Source organism: Nonomuraea cavernae, assembly GCF_014646355.1.
GTDB lineage: Bacteria > Actinomycetota > Actinomycetes > Streptosporangiales > Streptosporangiaceae > Nonomuraea > Nonomuraea cavernae.
Map to the genome: position 1 here is coordinate 1 of NZ_BMNH01000031.1, position 17,739 is coordinate 17,739.

The window sequence follows — 17,739 nt, forward strand, 5'->3', positions numbered from 1 at the left end:
GCGATCCACCGCGCTTTCACCGGCAACCTCTGGATGCCGCCCGTCGCACTCGAAGTCTGATCAGCGCGTATCACCCAGCGTCACAAAACCTTCTGATTGCTTACGGTGAACCCACAACAGTTCGATCATGAAGCTTTTGCACTTGAAGTCGCTATCGCGCTTCTTCTGCAGCCGGGCCCACCATTTCGTAAACCGGATGAGCTGCGCGAGGTGTACCGGGTGCACCTTCTTACGGTCGCGGATGAAGTCCAGGTGCTGGCGGACGCTGGTTCTCAGCGGCTTATCGCTGTCCTTATTGATGAGATAGCCAACGTCATCCGGCTCGCCTTTGTATAGCACGGGGACGATATCGACTTTGAGTCCGCTGGCAACGAAAGTGATGGTAACGCTGTGGGTATTCGGGACGATCTGATCATCTCCCAGGATGGGATACGCCTCGACAACACGGTCACGGACCCACTCCACAAGCCCTGGTGTGTCGTCCGGCGCCTGCTCCGCCTCCACATATACGGCAAGGTCGCGGTCGTCATTGTTGCGGAGGGCGGTCCCCTTGGCGACCGAGCCGGAATGCAGCGTTTTAACGAGGCCGTAACCAGGCGTGGAGCTGATCTTCGCCTCGATTTTGTCTTGAAGCCTGTCGAATTGGTCTCGCTGGTCGCCGATCTCGTCCTTCTTGAGGTTCACTTTGTCGTCGGCAAATGCGACGAGATCAGCATGTTCAATGTGGGGCATACCTGCCTCTTTCAGGACGGCATGTTGTTGTGTCTCATGATTACGGTCGCGGCCTACCTGCACCGGAAAGCAAGAAGAACGAAATGATCCCCTCGTCACCCTTCTTTGCTCATTGCGCAATGACTCGTAGCCGATCGATGGGGTAGCAGCAATGTTCGCCCTCGCCACGGCGGACGCTCTTGCAACTGCTGCGCGGATGGCGGTGGCCCTCGAAAGGTTGTCCAGGGCGTCCAGAATCCTCAACCGTGACGGCGCTGGTGTTCGCGGCTGCGCCTGTGCGTGGGCCGCGCCGGAGGCTCGGCGCTTGACGATCACCGCTTCGCCAGAAGTGCGATCACGCGTCCTGGTATCGCTGCAGTAGCCGATCGTCACCGTGTACATGGGGCTGCGAGGCGCACCGGATCCGAGGCTCTCCTCAACGCCGGCCGGTTCGTCGTCATGGTGGAAGGCAGCGACGATGGAGATCGGCTTCCTTCCGGATGATTCCTGCGACTGCGAGTGGGCTGGGCGGGGACATCGACGGTCTCTCCGAACGACACCGAAGCCTCGACCGGGGCTAGCCGGTAGAAGGCATGAAGCCCGGTGGTCGCCCCAGACTCGTTCCCGCCGGATGAGCAGGTGGCATCCAACTCGACGTTCAACGGGTCGACATCCGCCATCGACCGGTAGCGCGTGACGCGCGCTCTAACGAGCCGCAAGCTGTGCTCCCTGAGAGTTCGCCAGCGCACGAGGAACGGGCACGCGCAGGTAACAGCTCAGGGCCGGTGTGGCCTGACCGTTGACCCCTGGGATATGATCAAGGTGCGAAGCAATAACACATCCCCGGTGCTCGCGTTAACCCGCGTGCGCCGGGGTTTTCGCGTTCGAAGATTTATCGTACTCCTTCTCGCAGACACTCTCGAATCGAGAAGCCAGCCCCGTAACTCCATCCATTCGACGGCAATAAGTTACAGAATGGCGTTCGGACATGAAAGAAAACGTCGTTCCGGCATGGAATATCTGGACCGCAGATTGAGCCGTTTTCATCTCCACGCGGCGGGCTGCTGATCACAGCGTGATCGCGAGAGTGGCGTTCGCCTGATGGTATGGCGAACCCCTGAGAGGCGGGTTGATCACCACAATCACGTCCGCCACAACCAGGGGCCTCGCATGCTGTTCTAGCGTGCTACCGGCGATTTGTCGCGCTCATCCCTGAACTACGTCGCCGGCCTCATCCGCCGACACCGCAAGAGGATCGGCTCCACCTGGAGGCTGCTCAACCCGGGACAACAAGCCCACTCGTGCTGGTCTACCTATGCAAGGGAGAGACGTTCCCCAAGCTCGGCGCCGGATTCGGGATCTCGACGACCACGGCGTGGCGGAATGTCTAGCCCGTTAATCCCCGCATCTCAGGTCAGGTCGAAACTGTGACGAACCCTGACAATCAATTATCAGAAGCCCACTGAGGTACCTGGACCAGCTCACCGCCCGCAACCGCGAATGCTCGGGCGGCTCGCTTCGCAGGCGGCTGTCCTCCCCGCCATGGGCAACTCGCTCGCCCGAGTACGTCTACCCAACCGCGGCTCCTTCGACAAGGTCATGATCACAACCCTTCGATTCCGCGGCCTCAGGCACCCATTCCGCAAGTTGCGATAGCCGGACTTACCAACAAGCGGCTGGCCCTTGGCCCGCTCCAGGGCGGCCAGCAGGTTGTCGGTGCTGGTCTCGCCCATCCGCTCCAGCCCAAGCAACTGCTCGCGGGTGAGGAAGAACAGGTCGGCGAAGTCGGCGATCAGCCCTGCGTCGAGCAGTTGCTTGATGCGGTTCTCCGCCAGGCCCTCGATGTCGAGCTGGTCGCGGCCGACCGCGTAGACGATGGAGGCGATCGCCCGGCATGCCCGGCCGCGTACGCATCGCCATCGCTCCTGGGAGGCGTCGATGGCGTCGCCGCAGGATGGGCAGACCTCCGGGATCGGAATCGGCCGCTCCTCGCCGGTGCGCAGGTGCACCACCGGTGCCTCCACCCGCGGAATCACGTCGCCGGCCTTGTAGACGACGACGCCGTCACCGAGCATCAGGCCGCGCCGGGCGATGTCGGCCGCGTTGTGCAAGGTGGCGTACGTGACGACGCTGCCGTCGAGCTCGACCGGCTCCAGCACGGCGCGGGGGGCGATGACGCCGGTGCGGCCGGTGTTCCACTCCACGGCGAGCAGCCGAGTCACCTTCTCGACCGGTGGCAGCTTGAAGGCCACGGCCCACCGCGGTGCCCGGGAGCTGAACCCCGCCTGTGCCTGGTCGGCTGCCAGGTCGCATTTGATCACGATGCCGTCGATGCCGAACGGCAGTCCGGCACGGATCGCGGCGATCTCGCCGACGCGCTCCTGCACCCGCTCCAGCGTCTCGGCCACGATGCCGGCGACAGGCGTGGCGGCCGTGGTTCGCACGCCCTGCGTGGCGACCCAGTCCATGATCTCGCTGTGCGGCAGCTCGCGCAGCCGCACCGCCGGCTCGGAGGCGTCGTCGGGCGGCGGAAGCACGCCGTAGCCGAAGAACGTCAGCTCGCACACGTAGGGCCGGTCCTGCGCGCGCAACGTGCCCGCGGCGGCGCTGCGCGGATTGGCGAACGTCGTGCCGTCGTGCGCCTGCCGCTTGGCGCACGCCTCCTCGAATTGCGAGGCCGTCATCATCACCTCGCCCCGCAGCTCCACCGTGACCGTGTCGGCCAGCCGGTCGGGCAGGCCGACGATGGTGCCGATGGCGTGCGAGACGTCCTCGCCCGCGCTGCCATTGCCCCGCGTGACCAGCTGCGTCAAGCGGCCGTGCCGGTAGCGGGCCGAGATCGCCAACCCGTCCAGCTTGGGCTCCACGCTCCACGCCGTGACCGGGTGGCCGAGCCTGCGCTCCAGAGAGGCCGCCCAGTCGGCCAACTGCTCGGGGCCGAAGACATTGTCCAGGCTGAGCATGGGCACCGTGTGCGGCACGTCGCCCTCGACCGCGCCCCCGGCGACCTTGCCGGTGGGCGAGCCGGGCAGCACCTGGTCGGGGTGGGCCCGCTCGTAGGCCTCGATGCCGCGCATCAGCCGGTCGTAGGCGTCGTCGTCGAGCGGCGAGTCACCGCTGCCGTAGTAGGCGGCGTTGGCGTCGACGGCGAGCTGGACGGCCGCGGCGTAGGCGGCCTGGTCGTCGAGCGGGGTGAGCGGAGGTGCCTCGGTCATGGTCACATCGTGCCCGGCGCCACTGACGATTCCGTGGGGCCGGTCAGTCCATCAAGGGCAGCAGCCTGCCGGTGTGGACGTCGTAGATCGAGCCGCCCACCGGCAGGTCGTCCGGGAGGAACGGCGTGGTGCGGATGCGGGTGAGGTCGTGCCGCAGGGCGGCGTGCTGGTCCGGGACGGTGTGGAACTCCAGGCTCCGGGTGTCGATGCCGTGCCGCTGGGTGAGGTCGTGCACGTCGGTGTCGGTGACCTTGGACATGCCGCAGTCGGTGTGCGGCATCACCAGCACGCGCTCGACGCCCAGCAGGTAGACGGCCAGGACGAGGGTGCGCAGCACGTCGTCGGTCACGCGGGCGCCGGCGTTGCGCAGGATCTTGGCGTCGCCTGCCTTGAGCCCCAGTAGCCCGAGAGGGTCGATGCGGGAGTCCATACAGGTCACGACCGCGAGCCCGCGCGCCGCCGTGCCGGTGAGGGCGGAGTTGGCGAACGATTCGGCGTAGTCGGCGTTGGCGGCAAACAGATCATCGAACGCGCTCATGTCGCAAATAATCCCTCATGGTCATTTGGCTGACTCTCGCGGGGGGTGCGACAGGCGGGAGTTGGCCGAACGTCCCACCACCACCCGTCACCATGGGTGATGATGTCATAGCTGAAAGTGTTGATCGAAGAAGGATGTCGTGAGTAGGTCCGAATCGCTCGCCGCGTACCTCCGTGCCCAGGCCCGTCGTCTCCTCGACCGCGTGGAGTCCAACGACGGCGGCCGCAACGCGAGATCGGCGCTGGCGTTGTTCGACACCGCGGCCTACGCGGCGGGCCTTCCCGACGACGACCCGCTCATCCTGCCACTGGATGAGGCGGGCTGCTTCGGGCCGCTCGGGTGTGAGGAGTTCGACCCGGGAGAGGCCGGCGTCCGGCTGATCCGCGACTGGCAGGGCGGCGAGCCCCACGAGTTGCTTCTCGCGCTTCCCGCCGCCATCAGGGCCTCCGCCTGAGCGTCATCCGGGGGCGTTGCCCGGCTTCCACTTGATGCCGCAGCCCATCGACGGGGTCTGACGTGCGTCCACCGGAGCCCCCGCCAGCACCGCGTCCACGGCGGCCCGCAACGACGCGCCCGTGACCGGGACGTCGTTGCCGGGCCGCGCGTCGTCGAACTCGCCTCGGTAGACGAGCGCGAACGATGAGTCGTACAGGAAGAAATCGGGCGTGCAGGCCGCCTTGTACGCCTTGGCCACCTCCTGCGTCTCGTCCAGCAGGTACGGGAAGGTGAATCCGGCGCGGGCGGCCTGCTCGGCCAGGTGTGTGGCGTCGTCGTCGGGATAGCTGACGCTGTCGTTGCTGCAGATGGCGACGATCGACAGGCGGGAACCGTAGTCGCCGGCCAGAGCGGCGAGACCGGTCTCGATGCGCCGCACGTACGGGCAGTGGTTGGACAGGAAGACCACGAGAGTGGCGGGAGAGCCCTTGAGATCGGCGAGCGAGACACTGCCGCCGTCGATGGCGGTCAGGTCGAAGGGTGGTGCCGGGGTGCCGAGCGGAACCATGAAAGAGTTGACGGCCATACCGTTCATTGTCCTCGATCTGCGCCGTTCCCACTGATTCGGAGGTACTTCGTGAAGGGCATCGCGGAATTCCGCACGACCGTGATCGACTGCGGCGACCCGCGCGAGCTCGCCGGGTTCTACTCGCGGTTGCTCGGGTGGCCGATCGACTACCAGGACGATGACTGGGTGGTGGTCACCCAGGGCGGCTCGCCCGCCCGGCTGGCGTTCCAGAAGGTGGAGGAGTACCGTCCGCCGATCTGGCCCGGCTCCGAGCGCCCCCAGCAGCTGCACATCGACGTCACGGTCGACGACCTCGACGCCGCCGAGAAGGCGGTGCTCGACATCGGCGCGACCAAGCACGACCACCAGCCGAGCGAGGACGACGACTTTCGCGTCTTCCTCGACCCGGCCGGCCATCCGTTCTGTCTCTGCAGAGACTGACGCGCGCGGAGGGTCCGGGGGCCGGTCGCGGCCCCCGGACCGCTCCGATCGTCAGCGCGCCGACTGCGCCAGCAGGTCCACCGCCTCGCCGAGGTCGCCCGCGGCCAGCTTCTGGTCCGCCCTGGCCTGCAGGTCCGGGCGCTTGCCCGTGGCCTGAGCCAGATCCCTGGCCACCGACACCACGGCGTCACCCTGCGCGAACGTGTCGGTCTTCGACCGTTCGAGCAGCGCCGTGGCGGCCCGCAGCGCGCCGAGGACGGCGCGCGCGTCACGCACCGTGCCGTCGGTGTTCCAGTTGGGGCCGGTCAGCGCCACGCTCAGCGCCGCCGCCGCGGCCTTCGACGCCCCGTCGCCGGAGGCGAGCCGGTCGCGGACCGCCTTGAGGCGGTCACGGCCCCGGTCGGTGCGCAGTCCCCAGCCGTAGGGGAACAACGGATCGTACGCCGCGTCGCCCACGTTGATCGGCAGTTGCTCCACCGTACGGAACCAGGTGAACGGCAACCGCCCGGTGTACGGGACGGCGCCGAACAGCGGGTCGGTCACTCCGGCGCCCTCGGTGCCCGGCAGCCACGCGGCCACCAGCGCCGGCACCCGTGACAGGTCGCCCAGCAGCAGCGGCCGCCCGGAGACGACCAGCACGACGCACTTCATCGCCCCGCACACCCGGTCGATCGCGGCCCGGTCGGCGGCGGACAGCTCCAGCGTGCGCCCCTGGCGCCCCACGTCGCCGAACCCCTCCGCGTACGGAGTCTCGCCCACCACCACGACGCCCACATCGTGCCCGGGCAGCGGCGCCGAGGCGTCGCGCGAGTAGGTCACGGCGGAGGCGCGGGAGCGGATGGCCGACAGGATCGTGGTGCCCGGCGTGATCGGTCCCGAGGAGCCCTGCCAGGTGATCGTCCAGCCGCCCGACTGGTTGCCGATGTCGTCGGCGTTGGACCCGGCCACGTACACCTTGGCGTCGCGGCGCAGCGGCAGCAGGCCGCCCTCGTTCTTCAGCAGCACCTGCGACCTGGCCGCGGCGGTACGGGCGACGGCGCGGTGCGCGGGCGAGCCGACGTCGGCGATCCGTGACCGGTCGGCGTAGGGGCGTTCGAACAGGCCGAGCCGGAACTTCTGGGTGAGGATCCTGGCCACCGCGTCATCGACCCGCGCGAGCGGCACCCGCCCGGCCTCGACCTCGGCCTTCAGCGTGGAGACGAACGCCGGGTAGGCGTTCGGCACCATGATCATGTCGAGTCCGGCGTTGACCGAGACGCGCACGTCGCTCGGGTAGTCGCCGGGGATCTGGTCGATGGCCTGCCAGTCGCTGATCACCAAGCCCTTGAAGCCGAGCCGGTCCTTCAGCACGTCGGTGATCAGCTCGCGGTGCGCGTGCATCTTCGTCGGCCCCTGGCCGTGGTCGACGCTGGAGAACGACGGCATCACGCTGGCCACGCCGCGCCTGACCGCTTCCACGAACGGCGTCAGGTGGATGGCCTCCAGCTGCGCCCGGCTGCCCTCGGTGACGCCCTGGTCGATCGTGTAGTCGCCGGTCGTCGAGGAGCCGAAGGTCGTGCCGCCGTCGCCGACGTAGTGCTTGGCCGTGGCCAGCACGCCGTTGTCCTGGAGGCCGTCGATGATCGTCGCCATCCGCGTCACCAGGGCCGGGTCCTCGCTGAACGACTCGTACGCGCGCCCCCAGCGGTCGTCGCGTGAGACGCACAGGCACGGCGAGAAGTTCCACGGGATGCCCGTCGCCTTCACCTCGCGCGCGGTGATCTCGCCGGTCCGTTCGACCAGCTCGGGGTCGCGGGTGGCGCCGAGCCCGACGTTGTGCGGGAAGATCGTCGCGCCGACCACGTTGTTGTGGCCGTGCACGGCGTCGACTCCGTAGATGAGCGGGATCTGCAGCCTGGTCTGCCGGGCCCGCAGCTGGAAGCCGTCGATCATGTCGGCCCAGGCCGCGGGGGTGTTGGTGGCAGGCATGGAGCCGCCGCCCGACAGCAGGGAGCCGAGCCGGTAGGCGGCGATGTCGTTGGGGCTGGCCAGGGCGCCGCGTTCGGCCTGCGTCATCTGCCCGACCTTCTCGTCGAGCGTCATGCGCCCGAGGAGGTCGGCGACACGCTGCTTGACCGGCCTGCGGGCGTCGAGGTACGGCAGGCCGTGCGCGTTGATCACGATGGCCGGGTTCTCGGCCGGGGGCCTGGTGCCGGTGCCCGACAGCACGATCGGGATGGTCTCGGCGGCCTCTGCCGTGCTGTCCCCACGTGTCCTGACGGTGAAGGACCTGGTCGAGCCCGACGTGGTGCCCGCCGGGAAGGTCAGGGTGCCCTCGACCGCCGTGTAGTCCTCGCCGGGAGTCGCCGTGCCCTCGCCGGTGCGGTAGCCGACGGCCAGGTCGGCCGGCAGCGGCTCGCCGGTGGCCGTCGTCACCGAGACGCGCACCCGCACCGAGCCGTTCTCGTCGACCGGGTAGACCGGGCGGTCGGTGGCCAGCCGTGTCGGGCGCGGGGGAGCGGTGCCGTACACCTGCACGTCGTCCCAGAGCAGCGTGCCGGACGCGGTCGGCAGCCGCATGCTGTAGCCCCACATGGCGTCGAGGTCCAACTCGCCGTCGGCCGGCGCGCCGCCGGGCTGGTAGTCGGCGCGGCGGACGAAGTCGGCGAACGGCACCTTCACCTGCCGCCAGCCGGCGCTGTCGTCGGTGAAGGACGACTCGAACAGCTCGGAGCTGCCCGCTCCGCCGCCGCCGTCCTTGACCTCGAAGAAGATCCGCTGGCCTGATCCTGAGCCGTTGACCCAGAAGGAGAAGCCCTCGTACGGGGACCAGTCCTGGGTGGCGGTCAGGTCGTGGGACCAGCCACCCCACTGGCTCACGTCGTAGACGGACTTGAGGACCCGGTTGGCGGCGGGCGCGCCGGGCCGGTCGGCGCCCGGCTCGACGGTCAGGACGGGGGTGGACGGGCCGTCGTTGCCCCAGGCTGTGACGCCGGGTGGCAGGCCGTCGGTCTCGAAGTCGGTGATGGTGAGGTCGGCGGCCGCCGCCTGGGCGGGTGGGACGACGAGGAGCGAGCCGAGCAGGGCCAGCGCGGCCCAGATCGGAGTCCTTGATCGGAACACGGTGCCTCCTAGAGAGAGCGCTCTCTCAAATGAGATCGGAAGGCGAGGCCGTTTCATAACATCCGATGAAATATCGCTGTTAGTGCCCTGGTCAGAGACTTCCCCGGGAACAAGGGCGTCGCGACGGACGAGTACGGCACCTGCCGTGCGTTGTCTCACCGAGGAGAGCGATCACCGCCCCGCCGGGGCAGCCCTGGCGGAGCGGTGTCCTGCCCTCTGGAGATGTCTAGCCCTCCGGCGGCGCCGCATCCTCTGGCGCCGGGTCCTCGGGGACCGGGCCGGAGCGCAGGGCGCCGCCGATCGCCCCGATGGTGTGGGTGAGCCGGACGCCGGAGCCGTCGCGGCGGCCGAGCTCCTCGGGCAGCGGCACCGGCTTGCCCACCGCGGAGACGGCCTTGGCGGGAGCGGGCCCCGCCCAGGCCAGCAGCAGCACGTCCTCGCCCTTGAGGAAGCGCTGGGCGCGGACACCGCCTGTGGCCCGGCCCTTGGCCGGGAACTCGGCGTAGTCGGCCACCTTGCCGCCGCCCACCTGGGTGCCGGGCAGGGCGGTGGACGAGCCCGCCACGGTCACCACCTGGGCGGGAAGGGCCGGGTCGACCGAGCCGAACCACACCACGCGGGCCCCGTCGTCGAGCCGGATGCCCGTCATGCCGCCCGCGGGCCGGCCCTGAGGACGGACGAGGGAGGCGGAGTAGCGCAGCAGCTGGGCGTCGGAGGTGATGAAGACCAGATCGTGTTCCTCTGAGTCGAGCTCGACCGCCCCCACGACGGTGTCGCCGTCCTTGAGGGTGATCACCTCGAAGTCGTCGCGGTTGGCCGGATATTCGGGCACCACCCGCTTGACCACGCCCTGGGCCGTGCCCAGGGCGAGACCGGGACCGTCGGGATCGAGACCGCCCAGGCCCACGACCGTCTCGTCGGGCTGCAGCGAGACGAACTCGGAGACCGGATGGCCGCCCGACAGCGACGGCGGGTTGGCCGAGGGCGGCAGCGTGGGCAGGTCGACCACCTGGACCCGGATCAGCCGGCCCAGTGACGTGACCACGCCGACCTCGCCTCTGACGGAGGTGCGCACCGCGGCCACCAGCACGTCGTGCGCCGTGCGCTCGCCCTCGCCGGCCAACGGGGAGGCGTCGGTGGTGCGGGCCAGCAGGCCGGTGGAGGAGAGCAGGGCCAGGCACGGCTCGTCGGCCACCTGGAGCTCCACCGTGGGGGTGCGGGTGGCGCCGGACGCCTCCAGCAGCACGGTGCGGCGCGGGGTGCCGTACTTCTTCGCGATCTCGGCCAGCTCGCCGGACACCACCTGGCGCAGCCGGGTGTCGGAGGACAGGATGCCGGTCAGCTCGGCGATCTCGTCGGACAGCGTCTGCTTCTCGCGGTCGAGCTCCAGCTTGTCGTAGCGGGTCAACCGGCGCAGCGGCGTGTCGAGGATGTACGCGGCCTGGATGTCGGTGAGGTCGAAGACCTCCATCAGCCGGGTCCGGGCCTGGGCCGAGTCGTCGGAGGTCCGGATGACCTGGATGACCTCGTCGATGTTGAGCAGCGCGACGATGAGGCCGTCGACCAGGTGGAGGCGTTCCTCGCGCTTGCGCCGGCGGTATTCGGACCTGCGGCGCACGACCTCGATCCGGTGGTCGACGTAGACCCGCAGCAGCTCGCGCAGGCCCAGCGTGCGCGGCTCGCCGTCGACCAGCGCGACGTTGTTGATGCCGAACGTCTCCTCCATCGGCGTCAGCCGGTAGAGCTCCTCCAGCACCGCCTCGGGAATGAAGCCGTTCTTGATCTCGATGACCAGGCGCAGGCCCTTGTGCCGGTCGGTGAGGTCCTTCAGGTCGGCGATGCCCTGCAGCTTCTTGCTGGTCACCAGCTCTTTGATCTTGGTGACCACGCGCTCGGGCCCGACGTTGTAGGGCAGCTCGGTGACGATGATGCCCTTGCGGCGCGGTGTGATCTGCTCGACCGCGCACCTGGCGCGCATGCGGAAGGTGCCGCGGCCCGTCTCGTAGGCGTCGCGGACGCCCTGCAGACCGATGATCGAGCCGCCGGTCGGCAGGTCGGGGCCAGGGACGAAGCGCATGAGCTCGTCGAGCGTCGCGTCGGGCTTCTTGATCAGATGGCGGGCGGCGGCCACGACCTCGGTGAGGTTGTGCGGCGCCATGTTGGTCGCCATGCCGACCGCGATGCCGGTCGTGCCGTTGACCAGCAGATTGGGGAACGCCGACGGCATGACCGTGGGCTCGGTCTCCTGGCCGTCGTAGTTGGGCTTGAAGCCGACCGTGTCCTCGTCGAGCGACTCGACCATCAGCATCGCGGCCGGGGCCAGCCTGGCCTCGGTGTAACGCATGGCGGCCGGCAGGTCGTCGGGGGAGCCGAAGTTGCCGTGCCCGTCGATCAGGGGCAGGCGCATGGAGAACGGCTGCGCGAGGCGGACGAGGGCGTCGTAGATGGCGCTGTCACCGTGGGGGTGGAGCTTGCCCATCACGTCGCCGACGACGCGGGAGGACTTGACGTGGCCGCGATCGGGACGCAGACCCATCTCGCTCATCGAGTAGAGGATGCGCCGCTGCACCGGCTTGAGACCGTCGCGCGCGTCGGGGAGTGCCCGCTGGTAGATGACCGAGTAGGCGTACTCGAGGAAGCTCGTGCGCATCTCGGAGGAGACGTCGATGTCGACGATCCGCTCCTCGAAATCCTCGGGAGGGGGTGTTGTCGTGCGTCGGGCCATGTCGAACATTGTGCCGAAGAAACCCTAGTGCCCGCGACACTTCGGTTCCGGGGGACGGCGGTGACCGGCGCCGTCATCCCGGACACCCAAGCAATTGCTTGGGTGTTTCGTTCCGAAAGGGGGTTTCCCGGCAGCCCGGATGGGCGCCGGATGTCGGCGGGACCTGGTAACAAGGGACACATGATTGAAGCCCCCGATGTGGCGATGCTGCGCGAAGAGGCCGAAGGGCGGCTGCGGGCGCTCGCCGGAGAGCACGCCCGGCTCCGCGACGACCAGTGGACCGCCATCGAGGCCCTCGTCGTCGACCGGCGCAGAGTGCTCGTGGTGCAGCGCACCGGCTGGGGCAAGTCCGCCGTCTACTTCGTGGCCACCGCCCTGCTGCGCGAGCTCGGCGAGGGGCCCACGGTCATCATCTCGCCGCTGCTCGCGCTGATGCGCAACCAGATCGCCGCCGCCGAGCGGGCCGGCATCCGCGCCGTCACGATCAACTCCGCCAATCCCGAGGCGTGGGAGGAGGTCTACGGCCGGGTCGCCGACGGGCTGGTCGACGTGCTGCTGGTCAGCCCCGAGCGGCTCAACAACCCCGACTTCCGCGACAACGTGCTGCCCGAGCTGGCCGAGAGCGCCGGGCTGGTGGTGGTCGACGAGGCCCACTGCATCTCCGACTGGGGGCACGACTTCCGCCCCGACTACCGCAGGCTGGCCACCCTCTTCGAGGAGCTGCCGCCCGGCATCCCGGTGCTGGCGACCACCGCCACGGCCAACGCCCGCGTCACCCGCGACGTCGCCGAGCAACTGCGCCCGCCGGAGGACCTCCGGTCCGACGCTGACGAGCCGCTGGTGCTGCGCGGGCCGCTGGAGCGCGACAGCCTGCATCTCAGCGCGGTACGCCTGCCGACGGCCGAGCAACGGCTGGCCTGGCTGGCCCAGACGCTGCGCGAGCTGCCCGGCTCCGGCATCGTCTACACCCTGACCGTGGCCGCGGCCCACGAAATCGCCGCCTACCTGCGCGAGCAGGGCCACGAGGTGGCGGCCTACTCCGGGCAGACCGACCCGGCCGAGCGGCTGGCGGCCGAGGAGGCGCTGCTCAACAACAAGATCAAGGCCCTGGTCGCCACCAGCGCGCTGGGCATGGGCTTCGACAAGCCCGACCTGGGGTTCGTCGTCCACATGGGCGCGCCGCAGTCGCCGGTCGCCTACTACCAGCAGGTCGGCCGCGCCGGTCGCGGCGTCGAGCGGGCCGAGGTCATCCTGCTGCCCGGCACCGAAGACCGCGACATCTGGGCCTACTTCACCTCGCTGGCCTTCCCGCCGGAGCCGGTCGTCCGGGCCACGCTCCAGGCGCTGGAGGAGCGCGGCACGATGTCCACCCAGGCGCTCGAGACGGCCGTCGACCTGAGCCGGAGCCGCCTGGAGATGATGCTCAAGGTCCTCGACGTCGACGGCGCGGTCCGCCGGGTCAAGGGCGGCTGGGAGTCGACGGGCGAGCCGTGGGCCTACGACTCCGAGCGCTACTCCCGCATCGCCGCCGAGCGCCGGGCCGAGCAGGAGGCCATGCTCGGCTACCTGACCACCACCGAGTGCCGCGAGCACTACCTGCGACGGCACCTCGACGACGACGCGGCCGAGCCCTGCGGCCGGTGCGACAACTGCACCGGCCGCCACCGCTCGCCCGAGATCGCCACCGAGGCGGTGGAGGCCGCCCGGCAGAGCCTGAGCAGGCCCGGTGTCCCGGTCGAGGCACGCCGGCAGTGGCCGACCGGCCTGGCCGACCTGTCCGGCCGGATCAAGCCGGAGCTCGGCGCCGAGCCGGGCAGGGCGCTCGGACGGCTCACCGACATCGGCTGGGGCAACCGCCTGCGCGAGCTGTTCAACGGCCCCGACGGACCGATGGCCGACGACATGTTCAAGGCCGTGATCCAGCTGTTGTCGGCGTGGGAGTGGCGCGAGCGGCCGGTGGCCGTGGTCAGCGTCCCCTCCTCGACGCGGCCCCTGCTCGTACGCGGGTTCGCCGAACGGCTCGCCCAGGTGGGGCGGCTGGCCTACCTCGGCGAGCTGGGCTACCGCGCGGGCCCGCCCGGGCAGCAGTTCAACAGCGCCAAGCGCGTGCAGGCGATCAGGGCCACCCTGGCCATGCCCAAGGAGCTCGGCGCGGCCATCGCCCAGTGCGGGGGGCCGGTGCTGCTGATCGACGACCGCGTCGACACCGGCTGGACGATGACCCTGGGCGCCGCCCTGGTCCGGCACGCGGGCGCCCCGGCCGTGCTGCCCCTGGCGCTCGCCACGACCTCCTGACCGTCCGCGACCGGTCGATCAGACTGCTCAGGCCCCGGGTCAGGCCACGCCCATCGTCACCAGGTCGTAGTTGCCGTACACCGGGCTGACGTGCACGTTGGTCGCGCCCCGGCCGCGCAGCAGCAGCGTGCGCCGCCAGACCAGCGGCACGAGCACCGCCTCCTCGGCGATCCGCTGCTCGGCCCGCCCCCACAGGGCGGCCCTCTCGGCGCCGTCGAGCTCACGCGTCGCCTGGTCGACCAGGGAGTCGATGGCGGGCACGCGGACACTCACGTTGATCGAGTACTCCTTGGTGATCTGCCTGCTGTCGGCCGGCAAGGACAGGAACGAGCCCGCGTCGGGCCAGTCGGGCGCCCAGGTCTTGGCGATCAGCCCGATTCGTTCCTTCTTCAGGGAGGCCGGGTTGCCGCCGTAGCTCTGGTGGAACTCCGCGACCCCGTGGCCTCGCAGGGTGAGCCGGATGCCGGCCCTGCCGAGGGCCGTCCGCACCGCCTGCGCGGCCGCGACCTCGCCGGGCACGTCACGGTAGATGTACGTGGTCTCGAACCCGCCGGGCTTGCCACAGGCGGCGAGCGAGCGCCGGGCGGCGTCCGGGTCACCGTTCGCGGTCAGTCCGGGAATCGGCGCGTGCGTGCCCGGGATCGACGGCGGCACCAGCGACGTCGGCACCTCACCCGCGCCGAGCCCGGTGCGGAACCCCCGCTGCACCGCCGCGAGATCCAGCGCCTGGATCACCGCGCGCCGGCAGCCGGGGTCGTCGAACGGCTCCACCTGCGGGTTGATCGCCAGGTAGTTGACGACGCCGGTGAGCGGCATGTCCGACCGGCTCCGCAGTGCCGGGGAGGCCGAGATCGCGGCCTCCTGCTCCTGCGTCACCGGCGGCCCGAAGGTGACCTCGCCGTCGGACAGCTTCCTGGCCGCCTCGGCCGCGTCCTGGCCGAAGTCCATCTCGAAGCGGTCGGGCAGGCGCGTGCGGTTGCGGTCGGTCGCGGGGTCCCACTGCTCGTTGCGCACCAGCACGAGCCGCTGCTCCGTCGCGCTCTCGAACTTGTACGGCCCCGACGACGCGACCGCGAAGCGGTACCTGCCGCGCGTGTCCCGGCCTTGGGGCACCGGGACCGTCTCGGGGAGCTGGACGACCTGGTCGAAGGCGCCGTACGGCTTCTTGAGGTGAAAGACGATCGTCCGGTCGTCGGGGGTCTCGATGGCCGAGTCGGTGTCCGCGTCCGGCGACGTGTAGGGCCCCTGGTAGCCGGTCGGCAGGGCCAGCAGTTCGTCGAAGTGGGCCGAGCCGTTGGCGAAGCCCTGGTCCATGCTGCGCAGCACCGCGTACTTCACGTCCGCCGAGGTGATCGGGGTGCCGTCGTCGTACTTCACGCCCTGCCGCAGCGTGTAGGTCCAGGTCCTGCCGGCGTCGCTCGGCTGTCCTGGTCGCTCGGCCAGGTCGGGGACGACCTGCGTGCCCGCCGCGCCCGGGGCGGGCTTGAACATCGTCAGCGACCGGCCGTAGAGGCGGATGAGGTTCAGCGTGTCGGGGAGGTAGGCGTCGCCCGGGTCGGTGGAGTCCAGGGCGGAACTCAGGGCCACCCGGACCGTCCCGCCGGTCGTGCCCGACGGGTTGGCGATCGCCGCCACCGCCGCGTTCTGGCCGGTCGCCCGTCCGGTGGCCGTTCCCGCCTGCCCCGAGCCGGCCGGGGTGTCGCCGCGGCTGACCAGCCAGGCGGTCACGCCGATCACGAGGGCCGTCGCCGCCGCCACGGCCGGCACCAGCACCTTGCGCCGCGAACCGCTGCGGCCGGGGCTCGGCGTCGGTGGAGTGGTCGCACCGGCTGGGCCGTTCGACCGGATGAGCTCACCCAGCACCTGCTCGGCCGTCGGCCGGAACCGGGGATCCTTGCCGAGCGCGGCCTGGAGCAGCGCGGCGAGCGGCTCCGGCACCCCGGACAGGTCGGGGGCGGCGCTCAGGATGCGGTGCATCACCATCGGCAGCGTCCCGAACCCGAACGCGCTTCGCCCCGTCGCCGCGAACACCATCGTGCCCGCCCACGCGAACACGTCGCTGGCCGGCTCAGGCCGGCCGTGGAACTGTTCAGGAGCCATGTACGCGGGCGTGCCCACCACGCCCGTCGTCAGGCTCTGGCTCACGTCGAGCGCCCGGGCGATCCCGAAGTCGATCACCCGGGGCCCGTCGGGGCCGAGTAGCACGTTGCTCGGCTTGAAGTCACGGTGCATCACGCCGGCCCGGTGGATCGCGGCCAGCGCCGTGGCGGTCGCGACCGCCAGCCGTACCAGCACCTGGCCGCGCATGGGCCCCTCGGCGGTCACCTGGTGCTGGAGTGACGGCCCGTCGACGTACTCGCCGACGATGAACGGCCGGTCGTCGGCCGCGCCCACCTCGAGCACCCGGGCGGTGCAGAACTCCGCGACCCGGCGCGCCGCCTCGGCCTCGCGGCGGAACCGGCGCACGGCCTGCTCGTCGTCGGCGAACCGGGCGTGCAGCAGCTTGATCGCGACGCGCTCACCGGAGGGGGACAGGCCCAGGTAGACGCTGCCCTGGCCGCCTTCGCCGAGGAACCCGGTGACCGTGTAGTCGCCGACCGACCCAGGGTCGCCCGGCCGTAACGGACGCACGCCCAGCATCCGGCTCCTTCTGGAGAGATATCGGGCCTCTCACGATAGAACGCGCCGGAAGATCCGCACTAGAGCCGGGGACGCGCTCCCAGGTGCATGATCGCCTTGGTGGCCAGCCGGCAGCCCGAGGCCAGCGACTCGGCCGGCGGCTTGCCCGCCAGCCACGGCGGCAGGAACCCGGCGCAGAACGCGTCGCCCGCACCCGTGCCGTCGACGATCCGGTCGACCGGATCGGTGGCCACCCGGACCGGGTCTGGGCGGCCGTTGCCGAACCACAGGGCGCCCTCGGAGTTGAGCTTGATCACGACCTGCGGGAACCACGCGGTCAGCACCTTGGCCGCCGCCTCGGGATCGTCGCGGCCGGTCAGCACCTTGGCCTGGTCGATGTTGGCGAACAGGAGCTTGGCGCCGCTCGTCCACTCGAGGAACGGCTCGGCGCCCGTACGGTCCAGAGGCGCGGACGAGGCGCAGTCGACCGTGATCGACATGCCCGAGTGGTGGGCCATGTCGAGCGCCGCCAGCCCCGCGTCGCGGGAGCCCTCATTGATCAGCGTGTAGCCCGACAGGTGCAGGTGGCCGCCGCCGTTGAACAGGTCACGCGGCAGGTCCTCCGGCGAGAGGGCGGCATTGGCGCCCGGGTCGGAGAGCATCGTGCGCTCACCCTTGTGCGTGACGAGCACGACACAGGTGCCGGTCGGCCGCTCGGGATCCATCACGAGCCGGGCGTCGACGCCGTAGCCCATCAACTCCATGTCGCGGTTGCGGCCGGTGATGTCGGCGCCACGGCGCCCGATGAAGGCCACCTCGGCGCCTTCGACCGCCAACCAGGACGCGATGTTGGCCCCGGAACCGCCACCGTGCATGGTCACGACCGCCGGGGTGTCGCTGGCCCTGGCGAGTGCATAACGGGCGCGCGCGACCGCGTCGGTCATGAGATCGCCCACCACGACGACCCGCGTCATGATGCCACCACCTTGCTGCTGCCTACAGAACGAGCCTGGCCACGGCAAAACTAACAGCTTCCGGGCTGCTCGTGGGGCGGACCTTCGACACCGGGCATCAGTCGATGCACAAGCGT

The 17,739-nt window shown here is 70.1% G+C and carries 11 protein-coding genes and 1 pseudogene; 4 read left to right on the plus strand and 8 right to left on the minus strand.

What is annotated here, in order from left to right; genetic code table 11:
- Window positions 1–60: 60 nt before the first annotated feature.
- Window positions 61–1,104, minus strand: a complete 1,044-nt coding sequence (locus IEY82_RS39575; RefSeq protein WP_225263261.1) for a CBASS oligonucleotide cyclase — start codon at window positions 1,102–1,104, stop codon at window positions 61–63.
- A gap of 804 nt (window positions 1,105–1,908) precedes the next feature.
- Between IEY82_RS39575 and IEY82_RS39580 the strand changes: the two are divergent.
- Window positions 1,909–2,099: pseudogene (locus IEY82_RS39580) on the plus strand (transposase family protein); the annotation flags it as partial.
- Between the two features lie 93 nt (window positions 2,100–2,192).
- Here IEY82_RS39580 and ligA read toward each other — a convergent pair.
- Together ligA and IEY82_RS32675 are read right to left on the minus strand one after the other, a co-directional pair.
- Window positions 2,193–3,926, minus strand: a complete 1,734-nt coding sequence (gene ligA, locus IEY82_RS32670) for an NAD-dependent DNA ligase LigA (RefSeq protein ID WP_225263262.1) — start codon at window positions 3,924–3,926, stop codon at window positions 2,193–2,195.
- 43 nt (window positions 3,927–3,969) lie between these two features.
- Window positions 3,970–4,464, minus strand: a complete 495-nt coding sequence (locus IEY82_RS32675) for a beta-class carbonic anhydrase (RefSeq protein ID WP_189128132.1) — start codon at window positions 4,462–4,464, stop codon at window positions 3,970–3,972.
- Between the two features lie 139 nt (window positions 4,465–4,603).
- On the opposite strand from IEY82_RS32675, the gene IEY82_RS32680 reads away from it, so the two are divergent.
- Window positions 4,604–4,918, plus strand: a complete 315-nt coding sequence (locus IEY82_RS32680; RefSeq protein ID WP_189128133.1) for a hypothetical protein — start codon at window positions 4,604–4,606, stop codon at window positions 4,916–4,918.
- A 3-nt stretch (window positions 4,919–4,921) separates the two neighbouring features.
- Here IEY82_RS32680 and IEY82_RS32685 read toward each other — a convergent pair whose 3' ends face one another.
- On the minus strand, window positions 4,922–5,485 hold the full coding sequence (locus IEY82_RS32685; RefSeq protein WP_189128134.1) for a thioredoxin family protein: 564 nt from the start codon (window positions 5,483–5,485) through the stop codon (window positions 4,922–4,924).
- Window positions 5,486–5,536: 51 nt separating this feature from the next.
- On the opposite strand from IEY82_RS32685, the gene IEY82_RS32690 reads away from it, so the two are divergent.
- On the plus strand, window positions 5,537–5,908 hold the full coding sequence (locus tag IEY82_RS32690; protein ID WP_189128135.1) for a VOC family protein: 372 nt from the start codon (window positions 5,537–5,539) through the stop codon (window positions 5,906–5,908).
- Window positions 5,909–5,959: 51 nt separating this feature from the next.
- On the opposite strand, the gene IEY82_RS32695 is transcribed toward IEY82_RS32690, so the two are convergent.
- Both IEY82_RS32695 and IEY82_RS32700 read right to left on the minus strand, forming a co-directional pair.
- Entirely contained in the window at window positions 5,960–9,010 is a 3,051-nt protein-coding gene (locus tag IEY82_RS32695) for a glycoside hydrolase family 3 N-terminal domain-containing protein (RefSeq protein ID WP_225263263.1), read from the minus strand.
- Between the two features lie 226 nt (window positions 9,011–9,236).
- Window positions 9,237–11,735 carry a DNA gyrase/topoisomerase IV subunit A gene (locus tag IEY82_RS32700; protein WP_372459727.1) on the minus strand — a complete coding sequence of 833 codons (2,499 nt, stop codon included), beginning with the start codon at window positions 11,733–11,735 and terminating at the stop codon, window positions 9,237–9,239.
- A gap of 180 nt (window positions 11,736–11,915) precedes the next feature.
- Between IEY82_RS32700 and IEY82_RS32705 the strand changes: the two genes are divergently transcribed.
- The gene (locus IEY82_RS32705; RefSeq protein ID WP_225263264.1) at window positions 11,916–14,030 is read left to right on the plus strand and encodes a RecQ family ATP-dependent DNA helicase; all 2,115 of its coding nucleotides are present in this window, start codon (window positions 11,916–11,918) and stop codon (window positions 14,028–14,030) included.
- A 39-nt stretch (window positions 14,031–14,069) separates the two neighbouring features.
- Here the strand turns inward: IEY82_RS32705 and IEY82_RS32710 are convergent, their stop codons facing one another.
- Window positions 14,070–16,670 carry an ABC transporter substrate-binding protein gene (locus tag IEY82_RS32710; RefSeq protein ID WP_189128138.1) on the minus strand — a complete coding sequence of 867 codons (2,601 nt, stop codon included), beginning with the start codon at window positions 16,668–16,670 and terminating at the stop codon, window positions 14,070–14,072.
- A 59-nt stretch (window positions 16,671–16,729) separates the two neighbouring features.
- The gene (locus IEY82_RS32715; protein WP_189128139.1) at window positions 16,730–17,623 is read right to left on the minus strand and encodes a carbohydrate kinase family protein; all 894 of its coding nucleotides are present in this window, start codon (window positions 17,621–17,623) and stop codon (window positions 16,730–16,732) included.
- Between the last annotated feature and the right edge of the window lie 116 nt (window positions 17,624–17,739).

What these genes read in the sequence shown, in the direction of transcription:
- ligA (WP_225263262.1), bottom strand. Translation starts at nt 3,926, where the DNA reads ATGACCGAGGCACCTCCGCTCACCCCGCTCGACGACCAGGCCGCCTAC.
- IEY82_RS32675 (WP_189128132.1), bottom strand. Translation starts at nt 4,464, where the DNA reads ATGAGCGCGTTCGATGATCTGTTTGCCGCCAACGCCGACTACGCCGAA.
- IEY82_RS32685 (WP_189128134.1), bottom strand. Translation starts at nt 5,485, where the DNA reads ATGGCCGTCAACTCTTTCATGGTTCCGCTCGGCACCCCGGCACCACCC.
- IEY82_RS32700 (WP_372459727.1), bottom strand. Translation starts at nt 11,735, where the DNA reads ATGGCCCGACGCACGACAACACCCCCTCCCGAGGATTTCGAGGAGCGG.
- IEY82_RS32705 (WP_225263264.1), top strand. Translation starts at nt 11,916, where the DNA reads ATGATTGAAGCCCCCGATGTGGCGATGCTGCGCGAAGAGGCCGAAGGG.
- IEY82_RS32710 (WP_189128138.1), bottom strand. Translation starts at nt 16,670, where the DNA reads ATGCTGGGCGTGCGTCCGTTACGGCCGGGCGACCCTGGGTCGGTCGGC.
- IEY82_RS32715 (WP_189128139.1), bottom strand. Translation starts at nt 17,623, where the DNA reads ATGACGCGGGTCGTCGTGGTGGGCGATCTCATGACCGACGCGGTCGCG.